Here is a 26166-nt window from a genome sequence, read left to right as displayed (position 1 = left end):
ATTTCGTGCAGCACAGCCGTGCCGGCCTGATCTCCGGCCGACCAAGCCTCGCCGGCCTGCGCATCGGGCATGCGCTGCTCGCGGCGGGCGTGGCGGCCCTGCTCGCGGTCGCCGCGCTGGTGATCCCGACGCCCCGCGCGCAGGCCGCCGCCACGGCGGAGCCCGGCCAGTTCTTCCCGATGCGGGGGCGGGTGGCCAACAACGTCCAGGTGGCGGCCAACGGCTCCACGACGGTGCCCGTGGCGGGCGTCGCGGGCGTTCCCGCGTCCGGCGTGGCCTCGGTCTTCGTGGTGCTCAGCGCGAAGGGTTCGTGGTTCAACTTCGGCTCGTTGAAGGCATACCCGTCGGGCGGGACCGCGCCGGGGACGACCGCGATGTCGTACAACCCGAACGTCTTCGGCGGCACCTCGGGCATCGTCAAGGTCGGCGCTGACGGAGCGATCGTGGTCGCCAATACCAGCGCCCAGGCCGTCAACCTGTACGTCGACGTACAGGGTTACACCCTTACGGGCAACGCGAGCGGTCCGGCGAGTACGTTCGTGCCGCTGCCACCCGGCCGTGTTCTGAACGCCCAGAACCTCGGGCCGTATGGCGCGCACGAAGTCACCGTGAACGGCGTGGCCGGAATCCCCGCGAGTGGCGTCACCGCCGTGGCCCTCGCCGTCTCCACCCTGAGCGCCGCCGACACCGGCACCCTGCGCGTCTACACGGCGGGGGAGATCGTCCCGGTCGACGCGGCGCTCGAGTACCAGCCCGCGACCTACAGCCAGAACCTCGTCCTCGCCAAGCCGAACGCGGCGGGCAAGATCGCCATCACCAACGTCGGCTTCGGCAGCACCGCGGTGTCCGTCGACGTCGCGGGATACTTCACCGACAGCGGCTCAGACCCCGCCCGCGGCGTCATCACCTCGGTCGCCCAGAACCGGCTGCTCAACGAGATCAGCATCCCCGCGGGCGGCGTCCACACGGTGGCCCTGCGCGGCCAGGGCGGCATCCCGAACAGCCCGGCCGTCCGCGCGGCCTCCTACTGGCTCACCGCCAAGGGCACCGGGTCGGGCACGCTGCGCGCCTACCCGTCGGGCGCGGCCTGGCAGGGCAACCACACACTCGGCTACTTCTCCGACCGCTCGACCACCGCGCACGCCCTCACCCAGCTGAGCGCCTCGGGAGCCGTCGACATCCGCAACGACGGAACCGCCGCGGTGAAGATCTGGCTCGACGTTGCCGCCTACACCGGCAAAGCGCCCTCCACGCCCGAGCTCACCCTCGGCCCGCTGTCGGACGAGAGCACCCTGTCCTCCACGACGCCCACCCTGTCGGCGGCGTCCGTCGACCCCGAAGGCGCGCCGCTGAACTACGACTTCCAGGTGGCTCCCCAGGGCAGCACGAACCCGATCTCCGTCGGGACCGCCAACGGCGTCGCGCACGGGTCGGCCGGGGCCTGGACAGTCCCGGCGAACGTCCTGACCAGCCCGGGAGCGTACGTCTTCCGGGCCAGGGCCACCGACGTGTCCGGCGCGTCCTCCGCCTGGACCTCGTGGCACTGGTTCGGTGTCGACGCCCCGCAGACCCCGACCGACCTGCTCACCGAGGCGGGCGACGAGGCCGGCCCCGTCCTGTCCGGCGTCGTGTCCAGGGCCTCGGAACGGCCCACCACCGGCAGGTTCTACCTGTTCGACGCCGATGGCGACCCCGTGGGGCCGTCCCCGCTCGGGGAGGGGACCGTGGACGGCGGTCAGCGCGTCTCGCTGCGGGTGCCCGCCGACCTGATCGAGCCCGGCGACCCCTACACGTGGCAGATCGAGGCGTGCGCCGAGTTCAGCTGCGCGCCGCGCACCGCGCCCCAGCCGCTGACGTGGGGAGAGGCTCCCCCCGCGCCGGCGCTCACCGCCCTCACCGTCACCGGGAACAAGATCACGCTGGACACCGCGCAGACCGGGGCCGCCGCCTGCGCCGGCGCGCCCTGCGCCCTGACGCCCACGCCCGGCGTCCAGCTCGGCGGCTCCGGAGACGGCGAGACCGTCACGCGGCTGCGCGTCGACCTCTCGGAGGTGCCGGCGGGGGCGGAGATCGAGTCAGCGACTCTCACGCTCAGCGGCTGCTCGGGCGACTGTGCCGCGAGCCGCCAGATCACCGCGCACCAGATCGAGCCGCTGACCGGGCCGGCGACAGGCTCCCTGGTCGCGGGCGCGGCGTTCGAGGACGCGCTCGCTCAAGTCCCGGCGAACGCGCCGACGCTCATCTTCGACAACGTCATGTCGGACCGTAGCCGCGCGGCCGATCCCGGCCTGCTCCTGCGCTCCCCGGGCACCGGCACTGTTTCCTTCACCGGCCTGTCTCTCACCGTCGGTTACCTCGCCGCCGAAGCACCCGGCCAGGTCTCCGCGGTGAGCGCGCGGCCGGGCGACGGCGGTCTCCTGGCGAGCTGGGAGGTCGACGGGAACCTCGACGCCGAGTCGTTCCAGGTCGAGGTCCTGAACTCCACAGGCGGCGTCGTGAAGACGGCGACCACCATGGACACCTCGGTGATCGTGGGCGGCCTGGCCAACGGCCAGTCCTACGGCGTCCGGGTGCGCGCCACGAACGCCGCGGGCCCCGGTCCGTGGCTGGCCACCGCGGCGAACGTCACGACCGCGGCGACACCCGGCGGCGCGCAGGGGTTCGTCGACGCCGTACGCCAGTTCGGCGACGCCCAGCTCGGGCTCGTCGACGGCACCTTCGCCTCGGTCGCGTCGGCGCTGACCGCGAGTTCACAGGGCACGCTGTTCTCAGCGGCCTTGGCGGTCACGGGTGACTCGCTCCTCGCGGAGAAGGCGGGACTCGCGGTGGCGGGGATCGAGCGGGAGAGCGACACCCCGACAGTCGAGGAGGCGCTGGTCAGCTATGACGCGGCGACGAACCGGGTCACCGTCCGCGCGGTCCTCACCACCCGCACGACGGACACCTACACCGACGCCTCGTACATCGACCCCGACCACGTGGGGCCCGCCGAGGCCGAGACTGAGGAGACGATCACCGTCGACTACGTCTTCACCCTTCCGGCGCCGTCCGGTCTGTTCTCGGTCGCCTCGTCGAGCACGCCGGTGCTGTCGGTCCTGAAGGACGGCGACGCGGTCGACGCCAGCGACGCCTCCGCCAACGCGACGATCACGGGCGCGCCGGAGGACAACACCATGTGACGCCCACCGGACGAGCGGCCCGGCGGATCACCTCCGCCGGGCCTTCGCCGCGAACGGGGTCAGAGGTAGAGGCCGGTGCCGTGTTCTACGCGTTCGGAGGCTACGGCGTGGAGGTCGCGTTCGCGCATGATGAGGTAGCGGGTGCCCTGGATGTCTACTTCGAGTTGGTCTTCTGGGTGGAAGAGGACTCGGTCGCCGGGCTTGACGGTGCGGACGTGCGGGCCCGCGCCGCAGACCTCGCCCCAGGCCAGGAGGTTGGAGGAGTCGGCGGTGGCGGGGATGACGATGCCGCTGCTGCTGGTCCGCTCCGACTCCTTGTCGGCCTTGATCATGACGCGGTCGTGCAGCATCTGCACTTCGAACTTCGGGTCGGGCACGGGGGAATTCTATCGAGCCGGGCGGCTGCCGTGGCTTGTCCTGACTTTCCGGGAGGGACGGACGGCGGGCCGCGACCGTCGCGCGGCCCGCCGATCACGTCAGTCGTAGCGGCGCGCGGTCTTCGAGGAGAGCTTCCCGGCGAGGCCCTTCGGGACGAACTTCGCGAACCCCACGATCGCCTTGTACCTCGGGTCAGGGACGCTGACGGCACGGCCCTTGCGCAGGTCGGTCAGGGCGGCGTCCACGACGGCGTCGGCGTCGAGCCACAGAACGTCCGGAACGCCGGAGACATCCATCTTGGCGCGTTCGTGGAACTCGGTGCGGACCAGGCCGGGGCACAGGGCGACGGCGTGCACGTTCGGCTCGGTGATCTCCTGGGCGAGGGCCTCGGTGAAGCTGACGACCCATGCCTTGGACGCGCCGTAGGTTCCGCGCGTAAGGAACGCGGCGACGGAGGCGACGTTGATGATCCCGCCCTTGCCGCGCTCACGCATCCCCGGAAGGGCCGCGTAGGTGAGTCGCAGTACGGCCTCGCAGTGCACCTTCAGCATGCGCAGCTCGTCCTCGACGGGGACCTTCAGGAACGTGCCCTGGTTGCCGAAGCCCGCGTTGTTGACGAGCAGGTCGACGCCGTCGCGCAGGCGTTTCTCGACCCGCTCGATCCCTTCGTCGGTGGCGAGGTCGGCCTGGACGACCTCGGTCTTGACGCCGAACCTGTCGTGGAGTTCCGCGGCGGAGGCGGCGAGCCTGTCGGAGTCGCGGGCGACGAGGACGAGGTCGAGCCCGTCGCGGGCGAGACGCCGCGCGAAGGCCGCGCCGATGCCGGCTGTCGCGCCGGTGATGAGTGCGGTAGGCATGTCCTCACCCTAGGTCTTTCGCTCCCTGGGCGTCGGGCACCGCGTCGGCGCGGGGCGCGGGCAGGACGCGGAAGTCGGCGGGGTCGGGCCGCCGGGTGGCCCTGCGGTAGGCGAAGGTGTAGCCGGGCCAGTTGACGGTGTTTGCGCCGTCCTCGGTGAGGTACCAGCTGCGGCAGCCCGACGTCCACACCGACCGCTTCGACAGCTCGCGCATCGACGCCGCGAACCTGCTGTGCGCCTCGGCGCGCACCTCGAGGACGCGTCCGGACCGCACACAACCAAGGATGTACGCGAACTGGCTTTCCAGCATGTAGACGATGCTGTTGTGGCCGAGGCTGGTGTTGGGGCCGTAGAGCAGGTAGAGGTTCGGGAACCCGTGGACGGTGACGCCCAGGTGGGCGTGCGCGCCGCCGTGCCAGACGTCGTCGAGGGTGACGCCGTCGCGCCCGGTCACGCGCATGGGCGCGAGGAACTCGGTCGCGCGGAATCCCGTGCCGAGGATGAGGGTGTCGGCGGGCCTGAGCTTGCCGTCGGAGCTGACGATCCCCTCGGGCCTGACCTCCTTGACGGCGTCGGTGACGAGCTCGACGTTGGGCCGCTGGATCGCCGGGTAGTAGTCGTCGGACAGGAGGATGCGCTTGCAACCGAGCGCGTAGTCGGGGGTGAGCTTGCGGCGCAGCTCGGGGTCGGCGACCTCGGCGCGCAGCCGTCGCAGCGAGGTGCGTTCCATGATCTTCAGCAGCTTGGGCCAGGTCACGAAGCCGAGGGCGCGCGACTCGAGAAGCGCGTAGATCAGCGCGCGGCTGAGGTCCTGGGTGGCGGGCAGCGCGGCGAAAAGACCGTGCTGCCGTGCCGTGTACGCCCTGTCGGCTTTGGTGATGATCCACGGCGCGGACCGCTGGTAGACGGTCAGTTCGGCGGCCTCCCGCGCGACGTGCGGGACGAACTGGATGGCGCTCGCCCCCGTCCCGATGACGGCGACGCGCCGGCCGGTGAGGTCGTGATCGTGGTCCCAGCGCGCCGAGTGGAACGCCTTGCCCGCGAACGTCTCAAGCCCCGGAAGGTCGGGCACCAGCGGACGGTTGAGCTGTCCGGTCGCCGAGACGAGGACGTCGGCGCGGACCGTCCCCGACGACGTCGTCAGCAGCCACCGCCCGTCCTGGTAGACGGCTTCGTGTACCTCGGTGTTGAGTCGTGGTTTGATGCCGTATTTGTCCGCACAATGCCGGAGGTAGTCGAGGATTTCCGCCTGCCCGCTGTAGCGACGGGTCCAGTCGGCCTTCCGCTCGAAGGAAAACGAGTACAAATGCGACGGCACATCACATGCCGCCCCGGGGTAGGTGTTGTCCCGCCATGTGCCGCCGATCTCGTCGGCCTTCTCCAGGACCAGGACGGGTCCGATGCCCGCCTGTCGCAGCCGGATGGCAAGCCCGATTCCGCCGAAACCCGCCCCTATGATGGCGACCCGCACGTGTTCCATGCCCGCATCCTGACCCCGCCCGTGACGACAGTCCAGGGTCCCTTGTCCTGTCAGGTGTCGGGAAAATCCTGCTTCACCATGACGCGCAACGCGTTCGGCAGCAGCGTGACCGTCATCGGCGTGCCGGGGTGGAGCTCGCCGTCCACGTCGGCGGCCATCGGCGGATCGGTGACGATCCCGACCTTCCCTGCGGTGACGAACGGCGGCTCGGTGATCGTGCGGAACGCACCCGTCAGCACGTGCCGGGCGGTGGCCGACAGCAGCTTGACCCGGCCCGCGCCGCCGAGCGGATAGACCGCGAGCAGCCTGTCGTCCGGGCTCGCGTCGCGCGCGATCGGCCTGCCGCTGTGGTGCGAGCCGTTGGCGATGTTGAGCTGGTGGGTCTTCAGCGTGTGCACCTCGCCGTCGACCGTGAGGGTCGCGGTGAACGCGCGGTCGCGCGCGAGGCGGGCGATCGCGGTGAGCGGGTACGCGGCGCGGCCGACATACCGTTTGAGCAGGTGCGGCACGTTCTCGGCGACCTTCACCGAAAGGCCCATGCTGAGCATGTTCGCGAAGATCTCCGGCTCGGAGTCGTCGTCCCGGACGATCTCGGCGAGGTCGACGTCGGCGACCTTGCCGCGCGCTATCACCTCGACCGCCCCCGACAGCCGCAACGGGAGCTGCAGGCCGCGCGCGAAGTTGTTGGTGGTGCCGAGCGGCAGCAGCCCCAGCGCGATGTCGCGGTGCGCGAGATGCCTGACCGCCTCCTTGAGCGTGCCGTCGCCGCCGCCGACGACCACAAGATCGGGGTCGAGCTCCAGCGCCTCGGCGAAGATCTCCGGCAGCCGCTCGGGATCGGTGACCGGGTACAGCCCGACGAACCCGATCCGCGCGGCGATCAGCAGCCGCAGCGCCTCGGCGTACTCACGGCGGCCACGGCGCGACCGGGAGTTGACGACGAGGACCGCCCTGCCGCCCCCGCGGATCGACGCGCCGAGTTCGGCCTTGCTGCGCATCACGGCACCCCGTCGCTCGTTCTCGCGTTACACCATCACATGCTCATGACGCCCGCCCCGATGACCTTCATCTTATAAATCTTTGTGGACAGGTGCGAACTCCCTTTTCACAGGGCAGAAAGTGATTACCAGAACAAGAATCTCACTGTGAGGCGGCTATGCGGAGGGCTGCTTGGTCTGTCATCGGAACCTACTCCCTGGTCTCGGCGGTTCTCCGGAACGTCGCGACCATCGCACCCGGCGGCCCCGCGCGGGCCAGGGTGCCCTCGGCTGACGACGGCGCCCGGGTCGTCGGCGAACGCAGGCAGGGCCGGGTGCTCGATCTCACCGTCCGCTCACCCGCCCTCGGCGAGGACCGGCGCGTCCGGCTCCTGCTGCCGCCCGGGTGGGCGCGCGACGCCAAACGCTCCTGGCCCGCGCTGTGGCTCCTGCACGGCCCGGGCGGCGACCACACGAGCTGGACCACCCACACCGACGTCATGTCGCGCACCGAGCATGACGGCTTCATCGTCGTGCTGCCCGAGGGCGGCGCGTGCGCGGCCTACACCGACCCGCTCCGGCCGCGCAGGGGCGGCGCGCGCTGGGAGACCTTCCACCTCACCGAACTCGTCCAGATCCTGGAACGCGGCTACCGCGCGGGCCCTGCGCGCGCTGTGGCGGGCTGCTCGCAGGGCGGGCGAGGCGCGCTCGCCTACGCCGCCCGCCATCGTGGAACGTTCCGTGCCGTCGCGGCCTTCAGCGCCCCGGTGGACACCCTCCATCACTCGTCCTCCTCCCTCGACGGGCCCGACCTCATGGAGCTGAGCGCGGCCGTGGCCCGCGTCGACTGGTCCCACGTGTGGGGCGATCCGGTCGAGCAGCGCGCCCTGTGGAAGCGGCACAACCCCTACGACCTCGTCACCCAGCTCACCGGCGTGCGGCTGTACCTGGCGTGCGGCACCGGGATGCCCGGGCCGCTCGACCCGCTTCCGCACACCGGTCCCGATCCCGTCGAAACCCTCGTGCACACCGTCAACACGCTGTACGCGGCGAAGCTCCAGCAGCTCGGGGTGCCGGCGACGACCCGGTTCCATCCCGGCACGCACAGCTGGCCGTACTGGTCGCGGGAGTTCGCGCGGGCGCTGCCCGTCCTGCGCGAGGCGCTGGTCCCGCCGCCGGAAAGCGGGGCGCGCGCCGCCTGAGCCGGTCATGGGACCGGCAGCGGCAGCCGCTGAAGGGCCGCCGCGAGGAGCTCGGGGAACGCGTCGGGGGTACAGGCGAACGCGGGGATCTCCAGGGCGGCCAGCGCCTCGGCGGTGGCGTGGTCGTGGGCGGGCGCGCCGTCGTCGGACAGCGCGAGCAACGCGATCACCTGCACCCCCGAGCGGACGAGCGCGGCGGCCCTGGCCAGCATCTGGCCGCGGTCGCCGCCCTCGAACAGATCGCTGACCAGCACGAGCACCGTCCGCTCAGGGCGCGAGACAAGGCCCTGGCAGTAGGCGAGGGCGCGGTTGATGTCCGTGCCGCCGCCGAGCCTCGTGCCGAACAGCACGTCGACGGGATCGTGCAGCCGCTCGGTGAGGTCGACGACCGCGGTGTCGAACGCCACGACCGAGGTCTTCAGCGTGGGCAGCGAGGCGAGCACCGCGCCGAACAGCCCGGCGTACACCACCGACGACGCCATCGACCCGCTCTGGTCGAGGCACAGGATCACCTCGCGCTCCACCGCCCGGCTTTTCCTGCCATGTCCGACAAGGCGCTCCGGCACGACCGTGCGGCGCTCCGGCAGATAGTGCCGGAGGTTCGCCCGGATCGTCCGGTCCCAGTCGATGTCGGACGGGCGCGGCCGCGACGCGCGGGCCGCCCGGTCGAGCGCGCCGCGCACCGCGGCGCGGGTGCGGTCGGCCAGCCGCGCCTCAAGATCGGCGACGACCTTGCGCACGACGGCGCGCGCCGACTCGCGCGCCTTCTCCGGGAGCACCTTCGCCAGCGACAGCAGCGTGCCGACCAGCCGCACGTCGGGCTCGACGGCGTCGAGGAGTTCGGGTTCGAGCAGCAGCCGGGTCAGGTCGAGCCGCTCGATCGCGTCGCGCTGCATCACCTGCACGACCGGGGCAGGGAAGTACTCGCGGATGTCGCCGAGCCAGCGCGCGACGTTCGGCGCGGAGGCCCCGAGACCGCCCCTGCGTCCTTCCCCGCCGCCGTACAGCGCCTCAAGGGACTCGTCTATCCGGCGGTCCCTTCCCTCGGGCGTCACGCCGACGCCGTCGGCGGCCTCCGGGCCAAGGACCAGCCGCCACCTGCGCAGCCTCTCTTCGGCCTCGTTCATGTCTCCTCCTTCTGCTCGTCAGGCCGGGGTCGTAGGCGGCGGTTCATGGCGAGGGCGTACGGACGTCGAGGAACGCCAGCACCGTCGCGACGGCGGGGGCGGCCCGCGCGACGTCGATCTCCGGGCCCGTCCGCGCGCCGCGCGCCGCGGCAGGACGCCGGACCGCGGTGGCGAGCGCACGACGCTCCGGAGAGGCGAAGCGCGCGAACGTACGCCGCAGCAATGGCAGGGCGGCGTCGAACGCGGCGGGGGACAGGGCGGCGAGCCAGGAGTCGAGCAGCGCGAGAAGGTCCTCGTCGTGCAGGAGCACAAGCGCGCCGTCGGAAAGGAAGCCCTCCACCCAGGCCGCGGCGCGGTCGGGCGGGGCGGCCGCCGAGACCGCGCGCGACATGCGGTCGGCGAGGTCGGTGATCCTTCCGGCGTCCATGAGCAGCCGGGTGAGACGGCCCGCGAGCACCCCGTGCAGGGTTGGGGCTTCGGACAGCGACTCGAGGGCGGCGAGCCAGCGTTCGGTGTGCGCCGGGTCGTCAAGGAGCGCCAGGCTCTCGTGGACCGTGCCGACCAGGCCGAGCGCCTCGCGCGCCGCGTCGTCGTCAAGGGCGGACAGCGCGGCGGGCAGGCCCACGCAGAACCTGACGACGAGGCCGTCGACGACCGCGCGGAGCGGGCCCGTGGCGGTGCCGCGGACGTCGCCGTAGCGCAGCGAGCGCACGAGCGGCGGCAGCGCGGCCATGAGGTTGGCGGCGTCGCGGTCGGCGGCCGCGCGGTCGGCCAGGGCGCGCATGACGCGGGGGAGGGCGGCGGAGAGGTCGGCGAGCAGGCAGCGTTCCGCGAGCGCCGTCAACTCCGGCAGTTCGGGCGTCTCGGGCGGCGACACCTGGGCGGTGACGCGTGCGTTCGCCGCCCCCACGACCGTCGTGCCCCACCCGCCCGCCTCGATCAGCCGGACGCCGAACTCGGGCCGCCACAGCAGCGTCCAGGTCTCCTTGAACGTGCCCTTGCCGCGCTCGACCCCCGCGGGCTCGCCCCAGCCGACGTCGAGCAGCCGCAGCCGGTGCAGCAGCCTGCTGCGCGCCAGATCCGTCTCGTTGCGCAGGTCGAAGACGTGCTCCTTCTTGTCCGCCGACGCCTTGAGCCGCAGCCTCCGCCTGGCCGCCTCAAGATCGCGCTGGAGCGGCACCATCGGCGTCTCCGGCGGCACCCTTCCGAGCCGTTCCCCGACGACGAGACGCCGCTCGACCAGCGTCACCGGAAGCTCCGCGCCCTCGCACAGCACCGCGCGGACCGCCTCCGTCAGCTCCTCGAGCCCCGGCAGCGGACGGCCGCGCAGCGCGGCGAGCGCCTCGGCGAGCCGCACCGCCTCGATCACATGCCCTGACGAAACCGGCAGCCCCTCGTCGCGCAGCACCCGCGCCGCCTCCGTCAGCCACCGCTCGACCGGCCGGTCCTCGGCCTCGAACAGATGCCCGTACCAGCCCGGCGAGGAGACCCCAGCCCCGTAACCGGAGTCCCTGGTGAGCCTCCCGTGCGTCCACGGCACCCACGTCACCGCGACCTTCACCTTCGGCACCCCCCGCAGCGCGGCCGTATCCTTCGCGACGGTCACCCGCGCCCGCCCCGCATCGCTCAAGGCGGGCACATGCCAGGCCCCGCACACCACCGCGACGTTGGAATACCCCTCCTTCAACGCCTTGCGAATCCCCTGCCGCATCGCGGCCTCCCTGCGCTCCTCCCGCACACTCGGCGCACCCTCGTCCCCCTCCCGCAACACCGCCATGGCCTCGGCCACCGCAGCGAACCGATCCGCCCCTCCCCGCAACTCGATCACGTCGTCCCACCACCGCTCCGCGTCCGCATACCCCGCCACCTCCGCCAACACCCCCAACGGATCCCTCCTCACCCGCCCCCACCACCCAACCCCCTCCTCCAAGCCCTCCCCTTCCAAGCCCTCCCGCGCCCCCGCCCCCTCAGCCTCTCCCAAGCCCTCCCGCTCCGCCCCCTCCAGGACCTGCCGCTCCTCCGCCTCTCCCGAGCCCTCCCGCGCCTCCCCTTCCAGGGCCTGCCGCGCCGCCCCCTCAGCCTCGTCCGAGCCCTGCCGTGCCGCGCCCTGCTCCCGCTTCTGTGCGGCGTCCCTCGCCGCGTCCCCTTCCAAGCCCTCCCGCTCCTTCTCTTCCTCCGCCGCCTCGCCCGAGCCCTGCCACACCGCGCCCGCCTCCGGCTTCGGCGCGGCGTTCCTCGCCGCGTCCCCTTCCGGGCCCTCCGAGTCCCGCTCCGCCGCGTAACCCTCCAGCGTCCAGGCAGCCTCCTCCGCCGCGCCCTCCGAGGTCTGCTGCGCCGCGCCCTGCCTGGGCCTCTCGGCCGTCTCGTTCGCGGTCTCCCGGGCCTGCCGCGCGGAGCCGCGTCCCTGCGTTTCGGCAGCTTCCTCCGAAGAGGGTTCTTGCGTGTCGTCCCGGGGGTGCTGGGCCGAGGGGCGCTCGTGCCGGGGGCTCTCGCTGGGCTCGTCGTCTTCGGCCTGCTCGGCGAGGGTGTGGGCGGCGGGGAGGTCGATGAACCTCGCGGGGACGCCGCTGGTGACGGCGTGGCGCAGGGCGCGCCACTCGGGGCTGAACGCCGCGAAGGGCCAGAAGGCCGCGCGGGTCGGGGCGGCCGCGTCGGCGGTGTAGGCGAGCAGCGCGACCGGCGGGACCATGCCGGGGTCGGCGGCGAGCGGGATGAGCGCGTCGGCCTCGGGCGGGCCCTCGATCAGCACGATGTCGGGACGCTGGGCGGCGAGCGCCTCGTCAAGCGCGCGGGCCGAGCCAGGGCCGTGGTGGCGGACGCCGTAGACCTCGACGGACATGGTGACTCCCGGGGGAAGCGGAGGGGAGGGGCAAAGGGGGGCGGTGTCAGGCGTGTACCTCGCGGCACGCCCGGTAGAAGTCGGCCCACTCTGGTCGCTCGCGCACGACGGTCTCGACGTACTCCTGCCACACGACCCGGTCGGAGACCGCGTCCTGCACCACCGCGCTCCGGACGCCCGCGGCCACGTCGGACGCGCGCAGCTCGCCGTCGCCGAAGTGCGTCGCGAGCGCCATCCCGCCCGTGATGACCGAGATCGCCTCGGCGGTGCTGAGCGTGCCGCTGGGCGTCTTGACCTTGGTGCGGCCGTCCTCGGTGAGGCCGGACCGCAGCTCGCGGAAGACCGTCACGACCCTGCGGATCTCGGCGATGCCGCTCGCGGCGTCCGGCAGCTCGAGGGAGCTGCCGAGCTGCGCGACCCGTCGGGCCACGATCTCGACCTCCTCCTCGGCCGACGCGGGCACCGGCAGCACCACGGTGTTGAACCTGCGCCGCAACGCGCTGGACAGCTCGTTGACGCCCCTGTCCCGGTCGTTGGCTGTCGCGATGACGGTGAAGCCGCGCCGCGCCTGCACCTCGGTGTTCAGCTCGGGCACCGGCAGCGTCTTCTCCGACAGGATCGTGATGAGCGCGTCCTGCACGTCGGAGGGGATGCGGGTCAGCTCCTCGATCCTGGCGACCGACCCGAGCCGCATCGCCCGCATCACCGGGCTCTCCACCAGCGCGTCGGCCGACGGCCCCTCGGCGAGCAGCCGCGCGTAGTTCCAGCCGTAACGCACAGCCTCCTCCGCGGTGCCCGCCGTGCCCTGCACCAGCAGCGTCGAGTCGCCGCTGATCGCGGCCGCCAGATGCTCCGACACCCATGTCTTCGCCGTCCCCGGCACCCCGAGCAGCAGCAGCGCCCGGTCGGTCGCCAACGTGGCGACGGCGACCTCCATGAGCCTGCGCGGCCCCACGTACTTCGGCGTGATCACCGTCCCGTCTTCCAGCTCGCCGCCCATCAGGTACTCGGTGACCGCCCAGGGCGACAGCCGCCACCCGGGCGGCCTCACCCGCCCGTCCACCTCGCCCAACCTCGCCAGCTCCGCCGCGTACTCCTGCTCCGCATGCGCCCGCAGAACCTCAGCCACAACACCCTCCTTCTCCGGAACCTTCGCAAGATCACCCCACACCCCCACCCCACCACACCCCTCTGACATTCCCCCGCCCTCCGCCGACCAGGCCGCCCGGCCAGCCCGGCCACTTCACCCACCGAGGCAGACGCGACCCTTCTCAAGGCGGGCCGACCAGGCAGACCGGCCCGCCCGGCCAACTGGCCAGGGCTTTCGGGGTGTGCGGGCGGGGTCATGGCGGGGTGAGGTCGCGGAGCATGTGGCGGCGGTAGGCCAGGGTGTCGGCGAGTTCGGCGAGGGGCCAGGTCGGGTGCGCGGCGGCGAGCGCGTGGACGCGGGGGGCCGCGTCCGGGGCGAGGCGTTCGTCGGCAAGGCGGCACAGCTGGGACACGACGCGGGGGGCGTCGGGGTCGGTGAGCGCGTCGGACAGGGCGGTGAGGACCGCCTCGGTGAGCGGGCCGGCCCAGGGGGCGGGGATATGGGACAGCAGCCGCAGGCGGTGCGCGTGGTCCTCGGCCGCCGACAGCAGCGCGGCGGCCTCGACGGCGCGGTCGTCCTCCGGGAGGAGCGCGAGCAGACCGGTGGGCGACTCGGCCTCGTCGATGATGAACCCTTCCCGCAGCAGGGCGCGCGCCCACTCGGCCGAGCCTTCCCGCTGTGCCGCCCGGCACCAGCCGAGGTGGACGTCGCGCGCGAAGTCGTCGGCGACCGGCAGCGCGACGGCCTGCGCGGCGCTCAGCCCCAGGTGGGCGGGCCAGGTGTCGAGCGGGGCGCGCGCGAGGATCTCGCGCAGCCACGCCGCCCTGACCCCGGTGCGCGCCGCCGCCGGGTCGAACGACCCCGCCGGGTGGAACGGGATGCCGTCGCGCGCCATCGCGTCGTCGTGCTCGGCGGGCAGGGTGACCGTCAGGTGCCTGCGCGCGGGCGTGCCCGACAGCCGGACGAGCGAGCGCGCCCGCTCGGCCATCCGCCGCGCGTAGGCGGTGCCAGGCAGCAGCGACAGCAGGTCGGCGGCCCGCCGCCTGACGTCCTTGCCCCGATCGTCGAGCGCGCTTTCCAGGAACTCCTCGTCGTCCGGCGAAAGCCCGTGCGCGAACGTGGCGAGGAAGGCCGCGCGGTCGGGCGCGGACTCGCGCGGCCAGGTGCGCAGCAGCAGGTCCCGCGCCTCGGCGGGGTCGGCCCTGCGCGCCCCGGTGAGCGCGGCGACCCGCTGCCCTCGGTTGCCGTGCGCCCAGTCGGCGACGGGTTCGGCGGCCGCCTCGGACTCGGTGAGCAGATACGCCCAGTCGGTGTTGCGCAGCGCGAGCCACGCGCCGCGCCGCCCCGCCGCGCGCGCGATCAACGGCCGTATCGCGCGGTCCGCCCTTCCCCGGTCGAGGAGTTCTGGCAGATAGCGCGCGGGCACCCGGTACCCGAGCTCGGCGACGGCGGTCAGCCACTCGGGCAGCAGCCGCACCCGTTCGCCTTCCAGCAGCGTCCCCAGCATGTCGCGCGCCGCCTCCGGCACCGGCGGCGCGTCCTCGGCGGGTGCGGGCGCGACGGCCTCGGCGCTTCCCGGCTTGAAGCCCGCGCGCCTGCCGACCGCGAGCAGGCCGGCCTGGTCGAGCAGCCGCGCCGCCGGGTCGTCCTCGGCCAGTTCGGCCTCGGCGAGCTCAGGCACGCCGCGCCGCCGCGTCCCCAGCAGCGCGGTCGCCACATGCTCCTGCCACACCTCCGGCCATCGGACCGCGTCGAGCCCTTCCGGCTCCTTCCCGGCGTTCACCGCCGACCTCCTTCCGCACGCATTCGCGACGACACCCACCGCGATCGGGACGAACCCGGCACCCGGCGCGTGGGCGTCCGGCGGCATGGAACCCGGTGATGGGACGGAACGCTGGCCATGGCGAGAGACCTTTCGTGACGTTGCGGGGGGCCGATCGCCGTCAGGGCGGCCGACGCTCTCAGGGACGAGGGGACAGGCGTTCTCCGGCTTAAGGACAGGGCGACAAGGCCCTCCTCCGGGTGGTGTGCGGTGAGCGGGACGAGGCCGGTCGGCGTCCACTCGGCGGTGAGCGTGAAGGGCGAGCCGCCGGACAGGGCGAGCAGATGCCATGGGTCGGCGGCGCGCAGCGGCAGGGCGTGGCCTGCGGCGTCGACCACCTGGAGGGGGTCGGTGTGGGCGAGGCGCACTTCGGCGAGACAGGCGGGCCAGTGGTCGAGCCACGGGTCACGGGATAGCGCCGCCGCGTACTCCTCAAGCAGCGCCATCACCGACCCTCCTCGCGGAGGCGACGGCCTAGGCGCGGCGTGCTGCTCGACCACGAGCGCGCGCAGTGGCTGCGCCGCCGGATGGAACGCGAGTGAGGCGTCGACCTCGGTTCCCGGCGGGAGCGCGGGGTCGAGGGGGCGTCCGGGTGGGGCGAAGGCGAGCAGCAGCGCGGGTGTGCCCGTCGTCTGACCGCGCAGCCAGGTACGGCGGGTGGTGAGACCCTCCGCGGACACCTCGCGAAGGCCGAGCACCTGCCATGTGTCCCGCACGTGCGGTCCCGCGAGGACTTCCTCGTGCGGGGTGGCGAAGCCGATCCTTGTGCGTACTGTCTCGCGCAGCCCTCCGGAGAGGGCCGTACCTTTGGCGTACGCGCGGACCAGGAGATGCAGCAGCCCGTACTCCTCGAGCAGGCGCTCCGGCCAGCGTTCGCCGCCGCGCGGGAGTGCGGCGAGCTCCTTCACCCGGGACGCCAGCGCGCCGGCCTGCGCGTCGACCAGCCGCCGCGCCGCGTCGTCCCACAGGGAGTAGGGCGCGCGTTCGGCCCCGGCGAGCCCACGGGACACCTGGTCGCGCAGCCACCGGCCGAACTCGGTGACGCCGTCCTCCACCCGCTCGGCACGGCGGAGCGCCGCCGCACTGGGCCCGGACGGCTCCGCCTCCTCGACGGACCGGGCGGCGGCTCGCGCGCTCGCGCGTTCCTGACGCGCGGCGAGCCACTCGGCGGCCCAGGCCGGACGCTCGGCCACGCCGGAGGCCGGGACCTCGCCCCCGCTCCAGCGCAGCAGCAGGCCGAGCGTGTGCTTGCAGGGGATCTTGCGGCTCGGGCACGAGCACCGGAAGGCCGGACCCGCGAGCTCGACGGCGGTGGCGTATCTGCCCTCCGCCCAGACCAGCGCGGAATCCGCGCCCGACGACGTCCACTCAGAACGCCCCGCCACAAGGCCCGCGGCCTTGCGCGAGGCGGCGTCCGGCGCGAGCGCCAACACCTGCTCCCGGCCCCACCGGACTCCCTCATCGTGCTCCCGACCCGCCGACCGCTCGTCCACGACCGCACCTCCCTCCACTCGGCCGACCCGCGCGTTCCGCGCCGGACCGACCAGCTTTCATTCGATCACATTGTCGAATCTAGCGTCCGCCACCGACAGAATCGGGTTGTCCACAGGCCGGGCCGACACGATTTCGCGAAGTGCGCCACAGTGTTCCCGGGCGCGCTCCCGACGGGCGCACCCGGCGCGAAATCCCAGGTCAGCTGAGTCGCGCCAAGCTAGGGTTGCCGGTCAGGGGGTGTTGGGCGGATGGGCACGGAAGCCGAACTCGAACACAGGAACACACACGACCATGCCCGAAACCGCAGTCCCGCGCGCGGCCACGGCCACGGGCATGGGCACGGCCACGGGCACGGTCTGGGGGCCGACGCGGATCGGCGGTTCCTGCGCGGGGCGCTCGCGCTGATCGTCGTGTTCATGACGGCCGAGGTCGTCGTGGGGGTGGCGTCGGGGTCGCTCGCGCTGCTGACGGACGCGGCGCACATGCTCACCGACGCGTTCGCGGTGGCGGTCGCGCTGCTGGCGATGCGGATCGCGGCGCGCCCGCCGACCGGCCGCTTCACCTATGGCCTCAAACGCGTCGAGATCCTCTCCGCGCAGCTCAACGGGCTCACCCTGCTGCTGCTCGCCGCGTACTTCGCGGTCGAGGGCGTGCGGCGGATCATCGCGCCGCATCCCGTCGAGGGCGAACTCGTCGTCATGACGGCGCTCGCGGGCATCGCGGTGAACCTCGCCGCGACCTGGCTGCTGCGCCGCGCCGACCGCTCGAAGCTCAACGTGGAAGGGGCATACCAGCACATTCTCAACGATCTGCTGGCGTTCGTGGCGACGGCGATCGCCGGGGGCGTGGTGATGGCGACGGGCTGGAACCGGGCCGACGCCGTCGCGTCCCTCGTGGTCGCGGTCCTCATGGTGAAGGCGGGGATCGGCCTCGTGCGCGACGCGGGCAGGGTGCTGCTCCAGGCCGCCCCGGACGGCATGGACGCCGCCGAGATCAGCGCTTCCGTCAGAGATGTCCCACATGTCGCGGCGATCGGCGCGCTCCACGTCTGGGAGGTCACCTCAGGCCACCCGACCCTGTCCGCGCACATCGTCGTCGGCCCCGGCGGTGACTGCCACACCGTCCGCAGACAGGTCCGCGACCTCCTGCACAACGCCTACGGCATCACCCACACGACCCTCGAGGTCGACCACGCCGCCGACACCCCAGTCCACTGCACCTCCCCCCACCCCCACCCCGCCCTGGCCTTACCCCTCCCCCGAACCCACCCCCCATACTGCACGCGCTGCGATTCTGGTCGCGCTGAGCCGCTGGTCGCGCTGAGCCGCTGGACGCGCTGCGACGCTGGACGCGCTGCGATTCTGGTCGCGCTGCGATTCTGGTCGCGCTGCGACGGTGCACTGACGGTGCACGCGGGTGACGCTGGACGTGCTGCGACTCTGGTAGCGCTGAGGGCGGCTTGCGCTGTGACGCTGGACGCGCTGCGGGGCTGCACGCGCTGCGGACGGCTTGCGCTGCGGCTCTGGTGGCGCTGCGGGGCGGCTTGTGGTGCGGCTCTTGACGCGATGTGACGCTGGACGTGCTGTGGCGGCTTGCGTTGAGGGGTGGGGTGTTGGTGGGTGGGGTCAGGGGGGTTTGGGGCGGCCCAGGTAGAGGGCGGTGAGGAGGAGGGTGATCACGAGGGTGGGGGAGAGGGTTTGGAGGATGACGGTGAGGGTGTGCGGGGGGACCTGGCCGAAGGTCGCGAGCCAGATGCCCGCGCGGACGAGCCGGACGGCGATGATCGTCCACACGCCTGAGCGGTAGCCGCGCCACGCGGCGACGGCCCCGAACAGGGTGATGACGGCCAGCGACGTGTAGGTGGTGGCGAGCACCAGCGTCCACTGCTGCCGCAACTCCACGACGGGCCCGCCCGCCGCGACCGACAGCGACGCCATGTCGAGCAGCGACACCGCCGTGACGATGATCAGGGCCAGCGTGAGCGGCCAGGTCCGCCGCAGCCTGGGCCGCCCGCCCTCGCCCGTGTCCTCGCCGGGCGTCTCTTCGGCATGCTCGGCCGAGTGCCGGGCGACCACCCTCCGCTCACCCAGATCCTGCGTCGAGTCGACCGCCGAAACCCGTACCGGCGACCGCCCCCGCCGCACCGCCCCCACCGGCCTCACCACCCCCTCCCACCCTTCCCGCCCACCCACCCCATCCCGCACACCCACCCCATCCCGCGCAGTCTGCGCCCCCACCCCGTCCTGCCCGTCCAGCGCCCCCGCCCCGTCCCGTGCCCCCACCGCGTCGCGCGCAGTCTGCGCACCCACCTCATCCCGCGTACCCACCGCATCGCGCGCAGCCTGCGCACTCACCCCGTCAAGCCCCTCCCGCACACCCGCCGCATCGCGCGCCTCCCGCCCACCCGCCCTGTCCTGCGCCTCCCGCGCACCTGCCCTGTCCCGCGCACCTGCCCCGTCCCGCGTACCCGCCGCGTCGCGCGCGGTCTGCGCACCCACCTCATCTCGCGTACCTACCGCATCGCGCGCATCCTGCGTGCCCGCTTTATCGCGCGCAGTCTGCGAACCCACGGCATCTCGCGTACCCACAGCATCGCGCGCATCCCGCGTGCCCGCTGTATCGCGTGCAGCCTGCGCACCCACGGCATCGCGCGTACTCCGCGCACCCACTTCGTCTTGCGCAGCCCGCACGTGCTGTGCGTCTCGTGCGCGTTGTGGGTGCTGTGGTTTTTGGGCATGTGCTGCCGGGGGTGGGTTCTGGGCGTGGTGGGTGGGCTGCTTGTCCTGTGCGGTCTGCGCGGTGAGGGGCTCGGGCGGTGCGGGCTGTGCGGTCTGCGCGACAGGCGGCGAGGGCTGGGCGGTCTGCGCGGTGGGCTGGGTGGGCCGCGCGGCGGGCGGTGCGGGCGGTGGGGGCTTTGTGGGCTGCGCGGCGGGCGGTGGGGGCTTTGTGGGGTGTGCGGGGGGCTTGGGTGGTGTGAGCTGTGCGGTTTGGGTGGGCTTTTGGTGCTGGGTGGGTCGTGGAGTTTGGGGGGATTGTGCGGGTTGTGGGGGTTGGGGTTGGGGGTGGGAGGGGGGTTGGGGGGTGGGGCTGGTGGGGGGTGGGGGTTTGGGGAGGGTTAGGAGGGTCCAGAGGAGGTCTTGGGCGGTGGGGCGGGCGGTGGGGGACTTGGCGAGGCAGGCTTGGAGGGGTGGGAGGAGTTCAGGAGGGATGCCGGTCAGGTTGGGGGGTGCGGTGCGGATGGCGTGGATGAGGGAGGTGAGGGTGGGGGCCTCGAAGGCGTGGCGACCGGTGGCGGCGAAGACGATGGTGTGGGCCCACGAGAAGAGGTCGGCGGCCGGGCCCACGGACGAGTCGGTGAACTGTTCGGGCGCCATGTAGGCGGGGGTGCCTACCAGGTTGCCGGTTATGGTCCGCATACCGACGTTGTCGAGCGCGCGCGCTATGCCGAAGTCGATGACGCGGGGGCCGTCTGCGGCCATCAGCACGTTCGGGGGCTTGAAGTCGCGGTGCACGATGCCCGCGCCGTGGATCGCGGCGAGGGCGGTCGCGGTGCCGACGGCGAGGCGCATGAGGGCGCCCTCGCTGCGCGGTCCCTCGGCGGCGACGAGGTCGCGCAGTGAAGGTCCAGGGACGTACTCGCTGACGATGTAGGGCCGGTCGCCGTCGAGGTCGGCCGCGAGCACGCGCGCGGTGCAGAACCCCGCGACGCGCCGCAGTGTCGCGAGTTCGCGCGCGAACCTTGCCCTGGCCATGGGGTCGGCGCTGAGCTGCGCGTGCAGCAGTTTCACCGCGACGTCGCCGTGCGGCCCGCGCCCGAGGAAGACGGTCCCCTGGCCGCCGTGTCCGAGCCGTCCGAGCAGTTCGTGGTCGCCTAGTCGCTCCGGGTCCCCCGGTTGGAGCGCGCGCAAGATGAGTCCCTCCCCGGCCAGGCTCAGGAATTGTATATTTCCCCCGTCTATGAGACATCAAAGACGAAAGACTTACGAAAATCCAGACGGGGGTCGGGATGGTGACAAAGCCGGGAACAGTGCTGTTTCTCGTGCTTCTGCTGGTTATGGGGTCCGCGGCGTGCGGGGGAGCGGGGACCGTCATCACCCGGCTCGCGGTCGGCGATCCCGGACCTGACGCCTACACGATCGTGTCCGGCACGGACGACGAGGACGTCGGCAGGCTGGCGGCGGCGGGCGGGGACAAGAAGGGCGACGAGCCCGGCCTGTACGGCGGGACCAGGCAGGACGCCGTCTGCGACAAGGACGCGCTCGTGAAGTTCCTCGAAGGCGACCCGGACAAGGCGAAGGTGTGGGCGTCCGCGCAAGGCATCTCGCCGGACGGCATCGCGAAGTTCGTCGCAGGGCTCACGCCTGTCCTGCTCCGCGCCGACACCCTCGTGACGAACCACGGCTACCGTGACGGGAAAGCCACGAAGATGCCCGCGGTTCTCCAGGCGGGTATAGCGGTCATGGTCAACGCGCGGGGCCTTCCCGTCGTGAAGTGCAATTGCGGGAATCCGCTGTCCGAGCCCGAGGTGGATCCCAAGGAAAGTGACTTCAAGGGCGCTTCGTGGCCACAGTTCTCTCCCGAGAAGGTGACGGTGGTCAGCCCGCCCGAGCGGGACGTCGAGGACCTGAAGCTCGTGGACGCCGACACCGGCACCGCCTTCGACCGTCCCGTCGGCACCGAGGGGGAGGCCGACGGCCGGCCCGAGCCCGTCCCGCCGACCGCGGCCTCCGAGCCGCCGTCCGCCCCCGCCAGCCCAGGCGACCCCGCCAAGACCGCCCCCACCACGCCCCTCACCCCGCCCACGGACCTCCCGACGCCCACAACACCCCCGGACGAGCCCTCCGACGCCCCACCCACCGAGGCCCCGGAACCCCCCGCCCAGACCCCGGACGACCCTCCCCCCGCCGCCGACCCCCCGCCCACAACCCCCGACGACCCCCCGGCCCCCGAGACACCCCCACAACCAGACGCCGACCCCCCTCCCCCCGCCGACCCCCCTGCCGCCACCCCCGAAAAACAAACCCCGCAGTCCCTTCGGGACTGCGGGAAGGGAACATCGCCCACCCTCCCGTGCGGCTGACCGGTAAGGCGCGGGCGGCTCCCGCGTCGCCCTCCCGTGCGGCTGACCGGTAAGGCGCGGGCGGCTCCCCGCGTCGCGCTCGCTCCTGTGCGGCTGACCGGTAAGGCGCGGGCGGCTCCCGCGTCGCGCTCGCTCCTGTGCGGCTGACCGGTAAGGCGCGGGCGGCTCCCGCGTCGCCCTCGATCCCGTGCGGCTGACGCGTAAGGCGCAGGCGGCACCCGCGTCGCTCGCCGGTCCAGAGGGACGTGGCGCTCGCTCGCGTGCGGCTGACTCGTGAGCGCGGGGGCGCCCGCGTCGCTCGCTGGTCTTTCGGGGCTGTGGGAGAGGGGCGTCGCCCTTGCTCGTGTGTGGCTGATTCGTGAGGCCGGGGGTCACTCGCCGGTCCTTCGGGGCTGGGGGAGAGGGCGTCGCGCTCGCTCGTGTGTGGCCGACTCGTGAGCGCGGGGGCTCCCGCGTCGCTCGCTGGTTCTTTGGGGCTGCGGGAGAGGGACGTCGCCTCGCTCCTGCGCGGCTGACCGGGAGGCGTGGGGGCTCGCGTCGTCTGGCGGTTTTCGGCGGGCTCTGAGGGTGCCCCTGGTGTTGGGTGGGTGTTTGTGGGGTTGGGGGGTGGGTTTGTTAGGGGGTTGGGGGGAGGGGCCATTCAAGGGGGAGGAGGAGCCAGGCGCCTAGGAGGAGGGAGGCCAGGGCTACGGTGAAGAAGACGCCTACCCAGACGATGCCGGGGACGCCGGTGAGGTGGGCGAGCTGGTCGGCGTCGGAGCTGGGGGCCTGGCGGCGGGCGCGCAGGCGTTGGAGTTCGAAGACGGGGCGGACGCCGGCCAGGAGCAGGAAGGCCGCGCCGAAGGCGGCGAAGGCGCCCTGGATCTCGGCGGAGCCGAACCAGGAGACCGCGAAGATCACCGCACCCGTCGTGACGACGGACACGACGCCGAACACGTTGCGGATCATCACGAGCATCCCGATGAGCAGCAGCAGCGCGAACCACAGCATGAGGGTGATGCGGCCCATGCCGAGCAGCCACGCGAACAGCAGGCCGAGCAGGGACGGCGCGGTGTAGCCGGCGAGGGCGGTGAAGACCATGCCCGCGCCGTCGGGCCTGCCCCGGGAGACGGTGACGCCGGAGGTGTCGGAGTGCAGGCGGATGCCGTCGAGCTTGCGGCCGAAGACCAGCGCGACGATCGCGTGCCCGCCCTCGTGCGCGATGGTCACCACGTTGCGCGCGATCCGCCAGACCGGCCCGTACCCGACGAGGACCAGGGCGGCGAGGGTCGCCACGCCGCTGATCCACAGTTCCGGGACGTCCTGCGCGTGCCACAAGTCGCTGAACTTCACCTGATATCCGCCCTTCGGAGTGCGCCCAGGGTATGACGTCCGGATGCCCGCGTGTGTTCTGTTGATCTAGGCGAGGGAGGGTCCGCGGAAGACCTGCCTGCCGTGCCAGGCGATGTTGCGGGCCTCGGGCCCGGCGAACCCGGGCTGTGGCGGGTGGAAGGCGCGCCCGGACAGGTCGGTGACGAGCCGCCGCGACGTCTCGGTCGTCCCGACGAACTGCCGCGACACCATGATCTTCCCGAGCGGCGAAAGCCCGAGAACGCCCTTGTCAAGCAGTTTGTGGTGGAGTGTGCACAGGCACAGGCAGTTGGTCGGATCGTCCAGCCCCTCGAAGGCCCACCAGCGCAGCCTGGCCGCCTCAAGCCCGATGACGGTGGTCCCTATCCAGCCCTCGAAGCCGCAGAAGGCGCAGCGGCAGTCGTAGGCGAGCAGGATCTTCTGGCGCAGGATCGGGTCGCGGTCGGTGCGCGGGAGGTCGCCCTTGCCGAAGTCGGCGACGGCGGCGGTGTGCGCGAGTTCGGGCATGAGCCCGGCCGCGGCGCAGACGTCGGCGTGCAGCCCGCCTTCGAAGTTGAGGTCGAGCAGCAGCCTGACGATCTGGGCGAGAAGGGCGGGTTCGGCGAGAAGGTCCCTGGCGAAGGCCGGGTGCAGCCTCCCGTGCACGTCCTCGGCGAGCAGCGCCGCCCGTTCCGCCGACGGGCACGGCCCGCCCGACGCCGTCGCGACCTCCCACAGCCCGTCGGAGGCGAGGTGGTGGAACGGGTATCCGGCTCCGGCGGGCCTGGGCGGTCCGAACTCCTTGAGCATCCCCTCGAGGACGGATTCGGCGTCACGGAAGCGGATGGTCTTGTAGCCGACGCGTTGGAGCTGGCCGATGGCGTAAAGGACGAGGAGCGCCTTGTGCGGGTCGCGGGTTCCGTTGTCGGTCCAGCGGCGCAACCTCAAAATCAGCTCCAGCCACTCCATGCGGCAATCGTAAAACTACTTCACCGGCATTTGTCGTCTATCGGATGACATCGTCGCGCGGGGAGCCACAGATCGTCCGGGCGGCGGTAAACGTAGCGCCAACCCCCGCGCGACGGGTCCGCGCCGTTCCTAGCCTCTGACCGTTTCCACTCCCTCGGGTCAGAGAGGTTCCCACCCATGCCGGACTTCGGCGCAGACAGGCGGTACCGCGAGCTGGTCAGGCTGTCCTACCTCGTGCTGCCGGGCGGGCGGGCCAACGACGTGCGCCTCGCCCTCGCGCGCGGGATCGTCGACCGCGCGCTTCCCCGCCGCCCGGTAGGGGGCAGCGCCTACGCCGACGCACGGCGGACGGTCCTGCGCCGCTCGATACGGCCGTCGTGGAAGCTGCGGTGGCGGTTGCGCGGAACGCCCGCCAAGGCTCCCGACAACCCTGAACTCGCCGCCTTGCGCCCGGACGAGCGGGTCGCCTACGTGCTGTGCCGTGTGCTCGGTATGCGCAGGTACGAGGCGCGTGACGTCCTTGTCGACCTCGCCGTCCCCGACGCCCAGGCCGTGCTCGACAGGGTCGCGCGGATGCCCGAGTTGAACGTGGTGACGCCGGGGCCGGTGGGCGCGCGCGGGGTGCGCCGCCGCTCCCGGGCCCCTCTGGCGGTCGCCCTTCTCGTGACGTGCGCGGCGGCGGGCGCGCTCGCCGTGGAGGAGCAGGGCGGCCTGCCTATGGCGTCCGGTGCGAAGCACGTGCCTGAGGTGTTCGTCAGCCCGGCCAAGGCGGTGACCGCAACGCCGAAGGAAAGGATCCTCTGGGAGGGCACGTTGCCCGGACAGGGCGGAGAGGGCCGACTTCTCTGCCGCGCCTCCACCGGCCCACAGGGCGTCGTCCGCTACGAGGGCCTGCTGACCGTCGGAGGCCACGCGCACAAGGCGCGTGAGTGCGCCGACGGCAGGACCGCACTGTGGTGGCGCGCCCCGAACAAGCACTGGTACTTCCTCGCGGCGGGCGACGGCGTCACGCTCCACGGGGCGCATGAGCGGGCGGGCCTGCACTTCGTCAGGGGCGAGCGGACCAAGCGCGCTCCCTTGCGGGCGTTCACGCTCGACTGAAGATCCGCCCCCGGGACAAAGCGATCACTTACCTTCGTGGCACACTGTGCGGTGAGTCCTTGAGGTGAGGGGTGTTCTATGGCTGGTCCGCTTTCCGGGGTACGTGTGATCGAGCTGGCGGGGATCGGTCCCGGCCCGTTCGCGGCGATGCTGCTCGCCGACCTCGGCGCCGAGGTGATCAGGATCGACCGGGCGGGCAAGGGCGGCGGCGCGGGACCCGTCGCCGAGAAGGACATGACCAACCGCTCCAAGCGCTCGGTCGCGGTCGACCTCAAGAGCGAGGCGGGCCGTGACGTCGTGCTGCGCCTCGTAGAGCAGGCCGACGTGCTCCTGGAGGGCTTCCGGCCGGGCGTCACCGAGCGGCTCGGCATCGGCCCCGACGACTGCCTCGCGCGCAACCCGCGGCTCGTGTACGGCCGGATGACGGGCTGGGGCCAGGAGGGCCCGCTCAGCCACACCGCCGGGCACGACATCGGCTACATCGCGATCACGGGCGCGCTGCACGCCATCGGACGGGCGGGCGGCCCGCCCCAGGTGCCGCTCAACCTCCTCGGCGACTTCGCGGGCGGCAGCATGTACCTCGTGGTCGGGGTGCTCGCCGCGCTGCTGGAGTCCAAGGTGAGCGGGCGCGGCCAGGTCGTCGACGCGGCAATCGTGGACGGGACCGCGCACCTCACCACGTTCATCCACGCGTTCAAGGCGTCCGGCCTGTGGACCGACAACCGGGGCACCAACATGCTCGACACGGGCGCGCCCTTCTACGACGTGTACGAGACCTCCGATGGCAAGCACATGGCTGTCGGCGCGATCGAGTCGCAGTTCTACGCGGAGTTCCTGAAGCGTCTAGGGGTCGCCCCCGAGGAGGCCCCGCAGTACGACATGGCCAATTGGGGCGCGCAGAAGGAACTGTTCGCGGCGAAGTTCAAGGAGAAGACGCGTGACGAGTGGGCGGAGATCTTCGTCCCGTCCGACGCGTGCGTGGAGCCCGTCCTCAGCCTGACCGAGGCCGCCGAGCACCCGTGGAACACCGCGCGCGACGTGTTCGTGCCGGGCGTCGAGGGCGTCCCGCAGCCCGCGCCCGCGCCGCGCTTCTCCCGGACGCCCGGCGAGATCACCGGCCCGCCGTCGCTGGCCGGCGCGCACACCCGCGAGGTGCTGACCGGGCTGGGGTTCAAGGACGTCGACGACCTCCTCGCCTCCGGTGCCGTCGTCCAGCGCTGAGCCGGTGTGGCAGGCTCGGGG

Annotated in this window: 18 protein-coding genes; 6 read left to right on the top strand and 12 right to left on the bottom strand. The window is 72.6% G+C overall.

The annotated features are described in order from the left end of the window. Window positions 1-5 precede the first annotated feature (5 nt). Entirely contained in the window at window positions 6-3179 is a 3174-nt protein-coding gene (locus tag R9X44_RS06575; protein ID WP_319813077.1) for a fibronectin type III domain-containing protein, read from the top strand. A gap of 59 nt (window positions 3180-3238) precedes the next feature. Here R9X44_RS06575 and R9X44_RS06570 read toward each other — a convergent pair whose 3' ends face one another. The 4 genes from R9X44_RS06570 to R9X44_RS06555 form a co-directional block, all read right to left on the bottom strand. Continuing rightward, entirely contained in the window at window positions 3239-3556 is a 318-nt protein-coding gene (locus R9X44_RS06570; RefSeq protein ID WP_319813076.1) for a co-chaperone GroES, read from the bottom strand. Between the two features lie 99 nt (window positions 3557-3655). Further along, window positions 3656-4414, bottom strand: coding sequence for an SDR family oxidoreductase (locus R9X44_RS06565; protein ID WP_319813075.1), 759 nt, complete (start codon window positions 4412-4414; stop codon window positions 3656-3658). 4 nt (window positions 4415-4418) lie between these two features. Further along, complete coding sequence (locus tag R9X44_RS06560; RefSeq protein ID WP_319813074.1) at window positions 4419-5894, bottom strand: NAD(P)/FAD-dependent oxidoreductase; 1476 nt, start codon at window positions 5892-5894, stop codon at window positions 4419-4421. A 50-nt stretch (window positions 5895-5944) separates the two neighbouring features. Next, the gene (locus R9X44_RS06555) at window positions 5945-6892 is read right to left on the bottom strand and encodes a diacylglycerol/lipid kinase family protein (protein WP_319813073.1); all 948 of its coding nucleotides are present in this window, start codon (window positions 6890-6892) and stop codon (window positions 5945-5947) included. Window positions 6893-7050: 158 nt separating this feature from the next. Between R9X44_RS06555 and R9X44_RS06550 the strand changes: the two genes are divergently transcribed. Then, entirely contained in the window at window positions 7051-8073 is a 1023-nt protein-coding gene (locus R9X44_RS06550) for an alpha/beta hydrolase family protein (RefSeq protein WP_319813072.1), read from the top strand. A gap of 5 nt (window positions 8074-8078) precedes the next feature. On the opposite strand, the gene R9X44_RS06545 is transcribed toward R9X44_RS06550, so the two are convergent. The 5 genes from R9X44_RS06545 to R9X44_RS06525 all read right to left on the bottom strand — a co-directional run bounded on the left by R9X44_RS06545 (window position 8079) and on the right by R9X44_RS06525 (window position 16444). Continuing rightward, on the bottom strand, window positions 8079-9200 hold the full coding sequence (locus R9X44_RS06545; protein ID WP_319813071.1) for a VWA domain-containing protein: 1122 nt from the start codon (window positions 9198-9200) through the stop codon (window positions 8079-8081). A 43-nt stretch (window positions 9201-9243) separates the two neighbouring features. Continuing rightward, the gene (locus R9X44_RS06540; RefSeq protein ID WP_319813070.1) at window positions 9244-12039 is read right to left on the bottom strand and encodes a DUF5682 family protein; all 2796 of its coding nucleotides are present in this window, start codon (window positions 12037-12039) and stop codon (window positions 9244-9246) included. Window positions 12040-12085: 46 nt separating this feature from the next. After that, window positions 12086-13168 (bottom strand): AAA family ATPase, encoded by a 1083-nt coding sequence (locus R9X44_RS06535; RefSeq protein ID WP_319813069.1) that lies wholly within the window; start codon window positions 13166-13168, stop codon window positions 12086-12088. Between the two features lie 214 nt (window positions 13169-13382). Then, complete coding sequence (locus R9X44_RS06530; RefSeq protein WP_319813068.1) at window positions 13383-14912, bottom strand: DUF5691 domain-containing protein; 1530 nt, start codon at window positions 14910-14912, stop codon at window positions 13383-13385. Beyond that, the gene (locus tag R9X44_RS06525; protein ID WP_319813067.1) at window positions 14909-16444 is read right to left on the bottom strand and encodes an SWIM zinc finger family protein; all 1536 of its coding nucleotides are present in this window, start codon (window positions 16442-16444) and stop codon (window positions 14909-14911) included. Before R9X44_RS06525 ends, R9X44_RS06530 begins: the two co-directional genes overlap by 4 nt. 249 nt (window positions 16445-16693) lie before the next feature. On the opposite strand from R9X44_RS06525, the gene R9X44_RS06520 reads away from it, so the two are divergent. Then, a complete protein-coding gene (locus tag R9X44_RS06520; protein WP_319813066.1) occupies window positions 16694-18016 on the top strand; it encodes a cation diffusion facilitator family transporter in 1323 nt (440 codons plus the stop codon). 54 nt (window positions 18017-18070) lie between these two features. On the opposite strand, the gene R9X44_RS06515 is transcribed toward R9X44_RS06520, so the two are convergent. Continuing rightward, on the bottom strand, window positions 18071-20353 hold the full coding sequence (locus tag R9X44_RS06515; protein ID WP_319813065.1) for a protein kinase domain-containing protein: 2283 nt from the start codon (window positions 20351-20353) through the stop codon (window positions 18071-18073). Window positions 20354-20484: 131 nt separating this feature from the next. Between R9X44_RS06515 and R9X44_RS06510 the strand changes: the two genes are divergently transcribed. Further along, window positions 20485-21525: a DUF6777 domain-containing protein gene (locus R9X44_RS06510; RefSeq protein ID WP_319813064.1), complete on the top strand. Its 1041-nt coding sequence runs from the start codon at window positions 20485-20487 to the stop codon at window positions 21523-21525. Window positions 21526-22140: 615 nt separating this feature from the next. Here R9X44_RS06510 and R9X44_RS06505 read toward each other — a convergent pair. Beyond that, complete coding sequence (locus tag R9X44_RS06505; protein WP_413774915.1) at window positions 22141-22857, bottom strand: M50 family metallopeptidase; 717 nt, start codon at window positions 22855-22857, stop codon at window positions 22141-22143. Window positions 22858-22923: 66 nt separating this feature from the next. Next, window positions 22924-23823 carry a phosphorothioated DNA-binding restriction endonuclease gene (locus R9X44_RS06500; RefSeq protein ID WP_319813063.1) on the bottom strand — a complete coding sequence of 300 codons (900 nt, stop codon included), beginning with the start codon at window positions 23821-23823 and terminating at the stop codon, window positions 22924-22926. Between the two features lie 177 nt (window positions 23824-24000). On the opposite strand from R9X44_RS06500, the gene R9X44_RS06495 reads away from it, so the two are divergent. Both R9X44_RS06495 and R9X44_RS06490 read left to right on the top strand, forming a co-directional pair. Then, window positions 24001-24924: a hypothetical protein gene (locus tag R9X44_RS06495; protein WP_319813062.1), complete on the top strand. Its 924-nt coding sequence runs from the start codon at window positions 24001-24003 to the stop codon at window positions 24922-24924. A 78-nt stretch (window positions 24925-25002) separates the two neighbouring features. Then, the gene (locus R9X44_RS06490; protein WP_319813061.1) at window positions 25003-26145 is read left to right on the top strand and encodes a CaiB/BaiF CoA-transferase family protein; all 1143 of its coding nucleotides are present in this window, start codon (window positions 25003-25005) and stop codon (window positions 26143-26145) included. The last annotated feature ends 21 nt before the right edge of the window (window positions 26146-26166 follow it).

The sequence above is a fragment of the Actinocorallia sp. A-T 12471 genome, from assembly GCF_033875155.1.
Classification (GTDB): Bacteria; Actinomycetota; Actinomycetes; order Streptosporangiales; family Streptosporangiaceae; genus Actinocorallia.
The sequence above is the reverse complement of the archived record's forward strand: the minus strand, read 5'-3'. Positions and strand labels throughout refer to the sequence as shown.

Excerpts from the sequence above, each read along its gene's own strand:
- R9X44_RS06555 (WP_319813073.1), bottom strand. The coding sequence starts at position 6,892 with ATGCGCAGCAAGGCCGAACTCGGCGCGTCGATCCGCGGGGGCGGCAGG.
- R9X44_RS06500 (WP_319813063.1), bottom strand. The coding sequence starts at position 23,823 with ATGGAGTGGCTGGAGCTGATTTTGAGGTTGCGCCGCTGGACCGACAAC.
- R9X44_RS06520 (WP_319813066.1), top strand. The coding sequence starts at position 16,694 with ATGGGCACGGAAGCCGAACTCGAACACAGGAACACACACGACCATGCC.
- R9X44_RS06490 (WP_319813061.1), top strand. The coding sequence starts at position 25,003 with ATGGCTGGTCCGCTTTCCGGGGTACGTGTGATCGAGCTGGCGGGGATC.
- R9X44_RS06550 (WP_319813072.1), top strand. The coding sequence starts at position 7,051 with ATGCGGAGGGCTGCTTGGTCTGTCATCGGAACCTACTCCCTGGTCTCG.
- R9X44_RS06565 (WP_319813075.1), bottom strand. The coding sequence starts at position 4,414 with ATGCCTACCGCACTCATCACCGGCGCGACAGCCGGCATCGGCGCGGCC.
- R9X44_RS06540 (WP_319813070.1), bottom strand. The coding sequence starts at position 12,039 with ATGTCCGTCGAGGTCTACGGCGTCCGCCACCACGGCCCTGGCTCGGCC.
- R9X44_RS06495 (WP_319813062.1), top strand. The coding sequence starts at position 24,001 with ATGCCGGACTTCGGCGCAGACAGGCGGTACCGCGAGCTGGTCAGGCTG.
- R9X44_RS06545 (WP_319813071.1), bottom strand. The coding sequence starts at position 9,200 with ATGAACGAGGCCGAAGAGAGGCTGCGCAGGTGGCGGCTGGTCCTTGGC.
- R9X44_RS06560 (WP_319813074.1), bottom strand. The coding sequence starts at position 5,894 with ATGGAACACGTGCGGGTCGCCATCATAGGGGCGGGTTTCGGCGGAATC.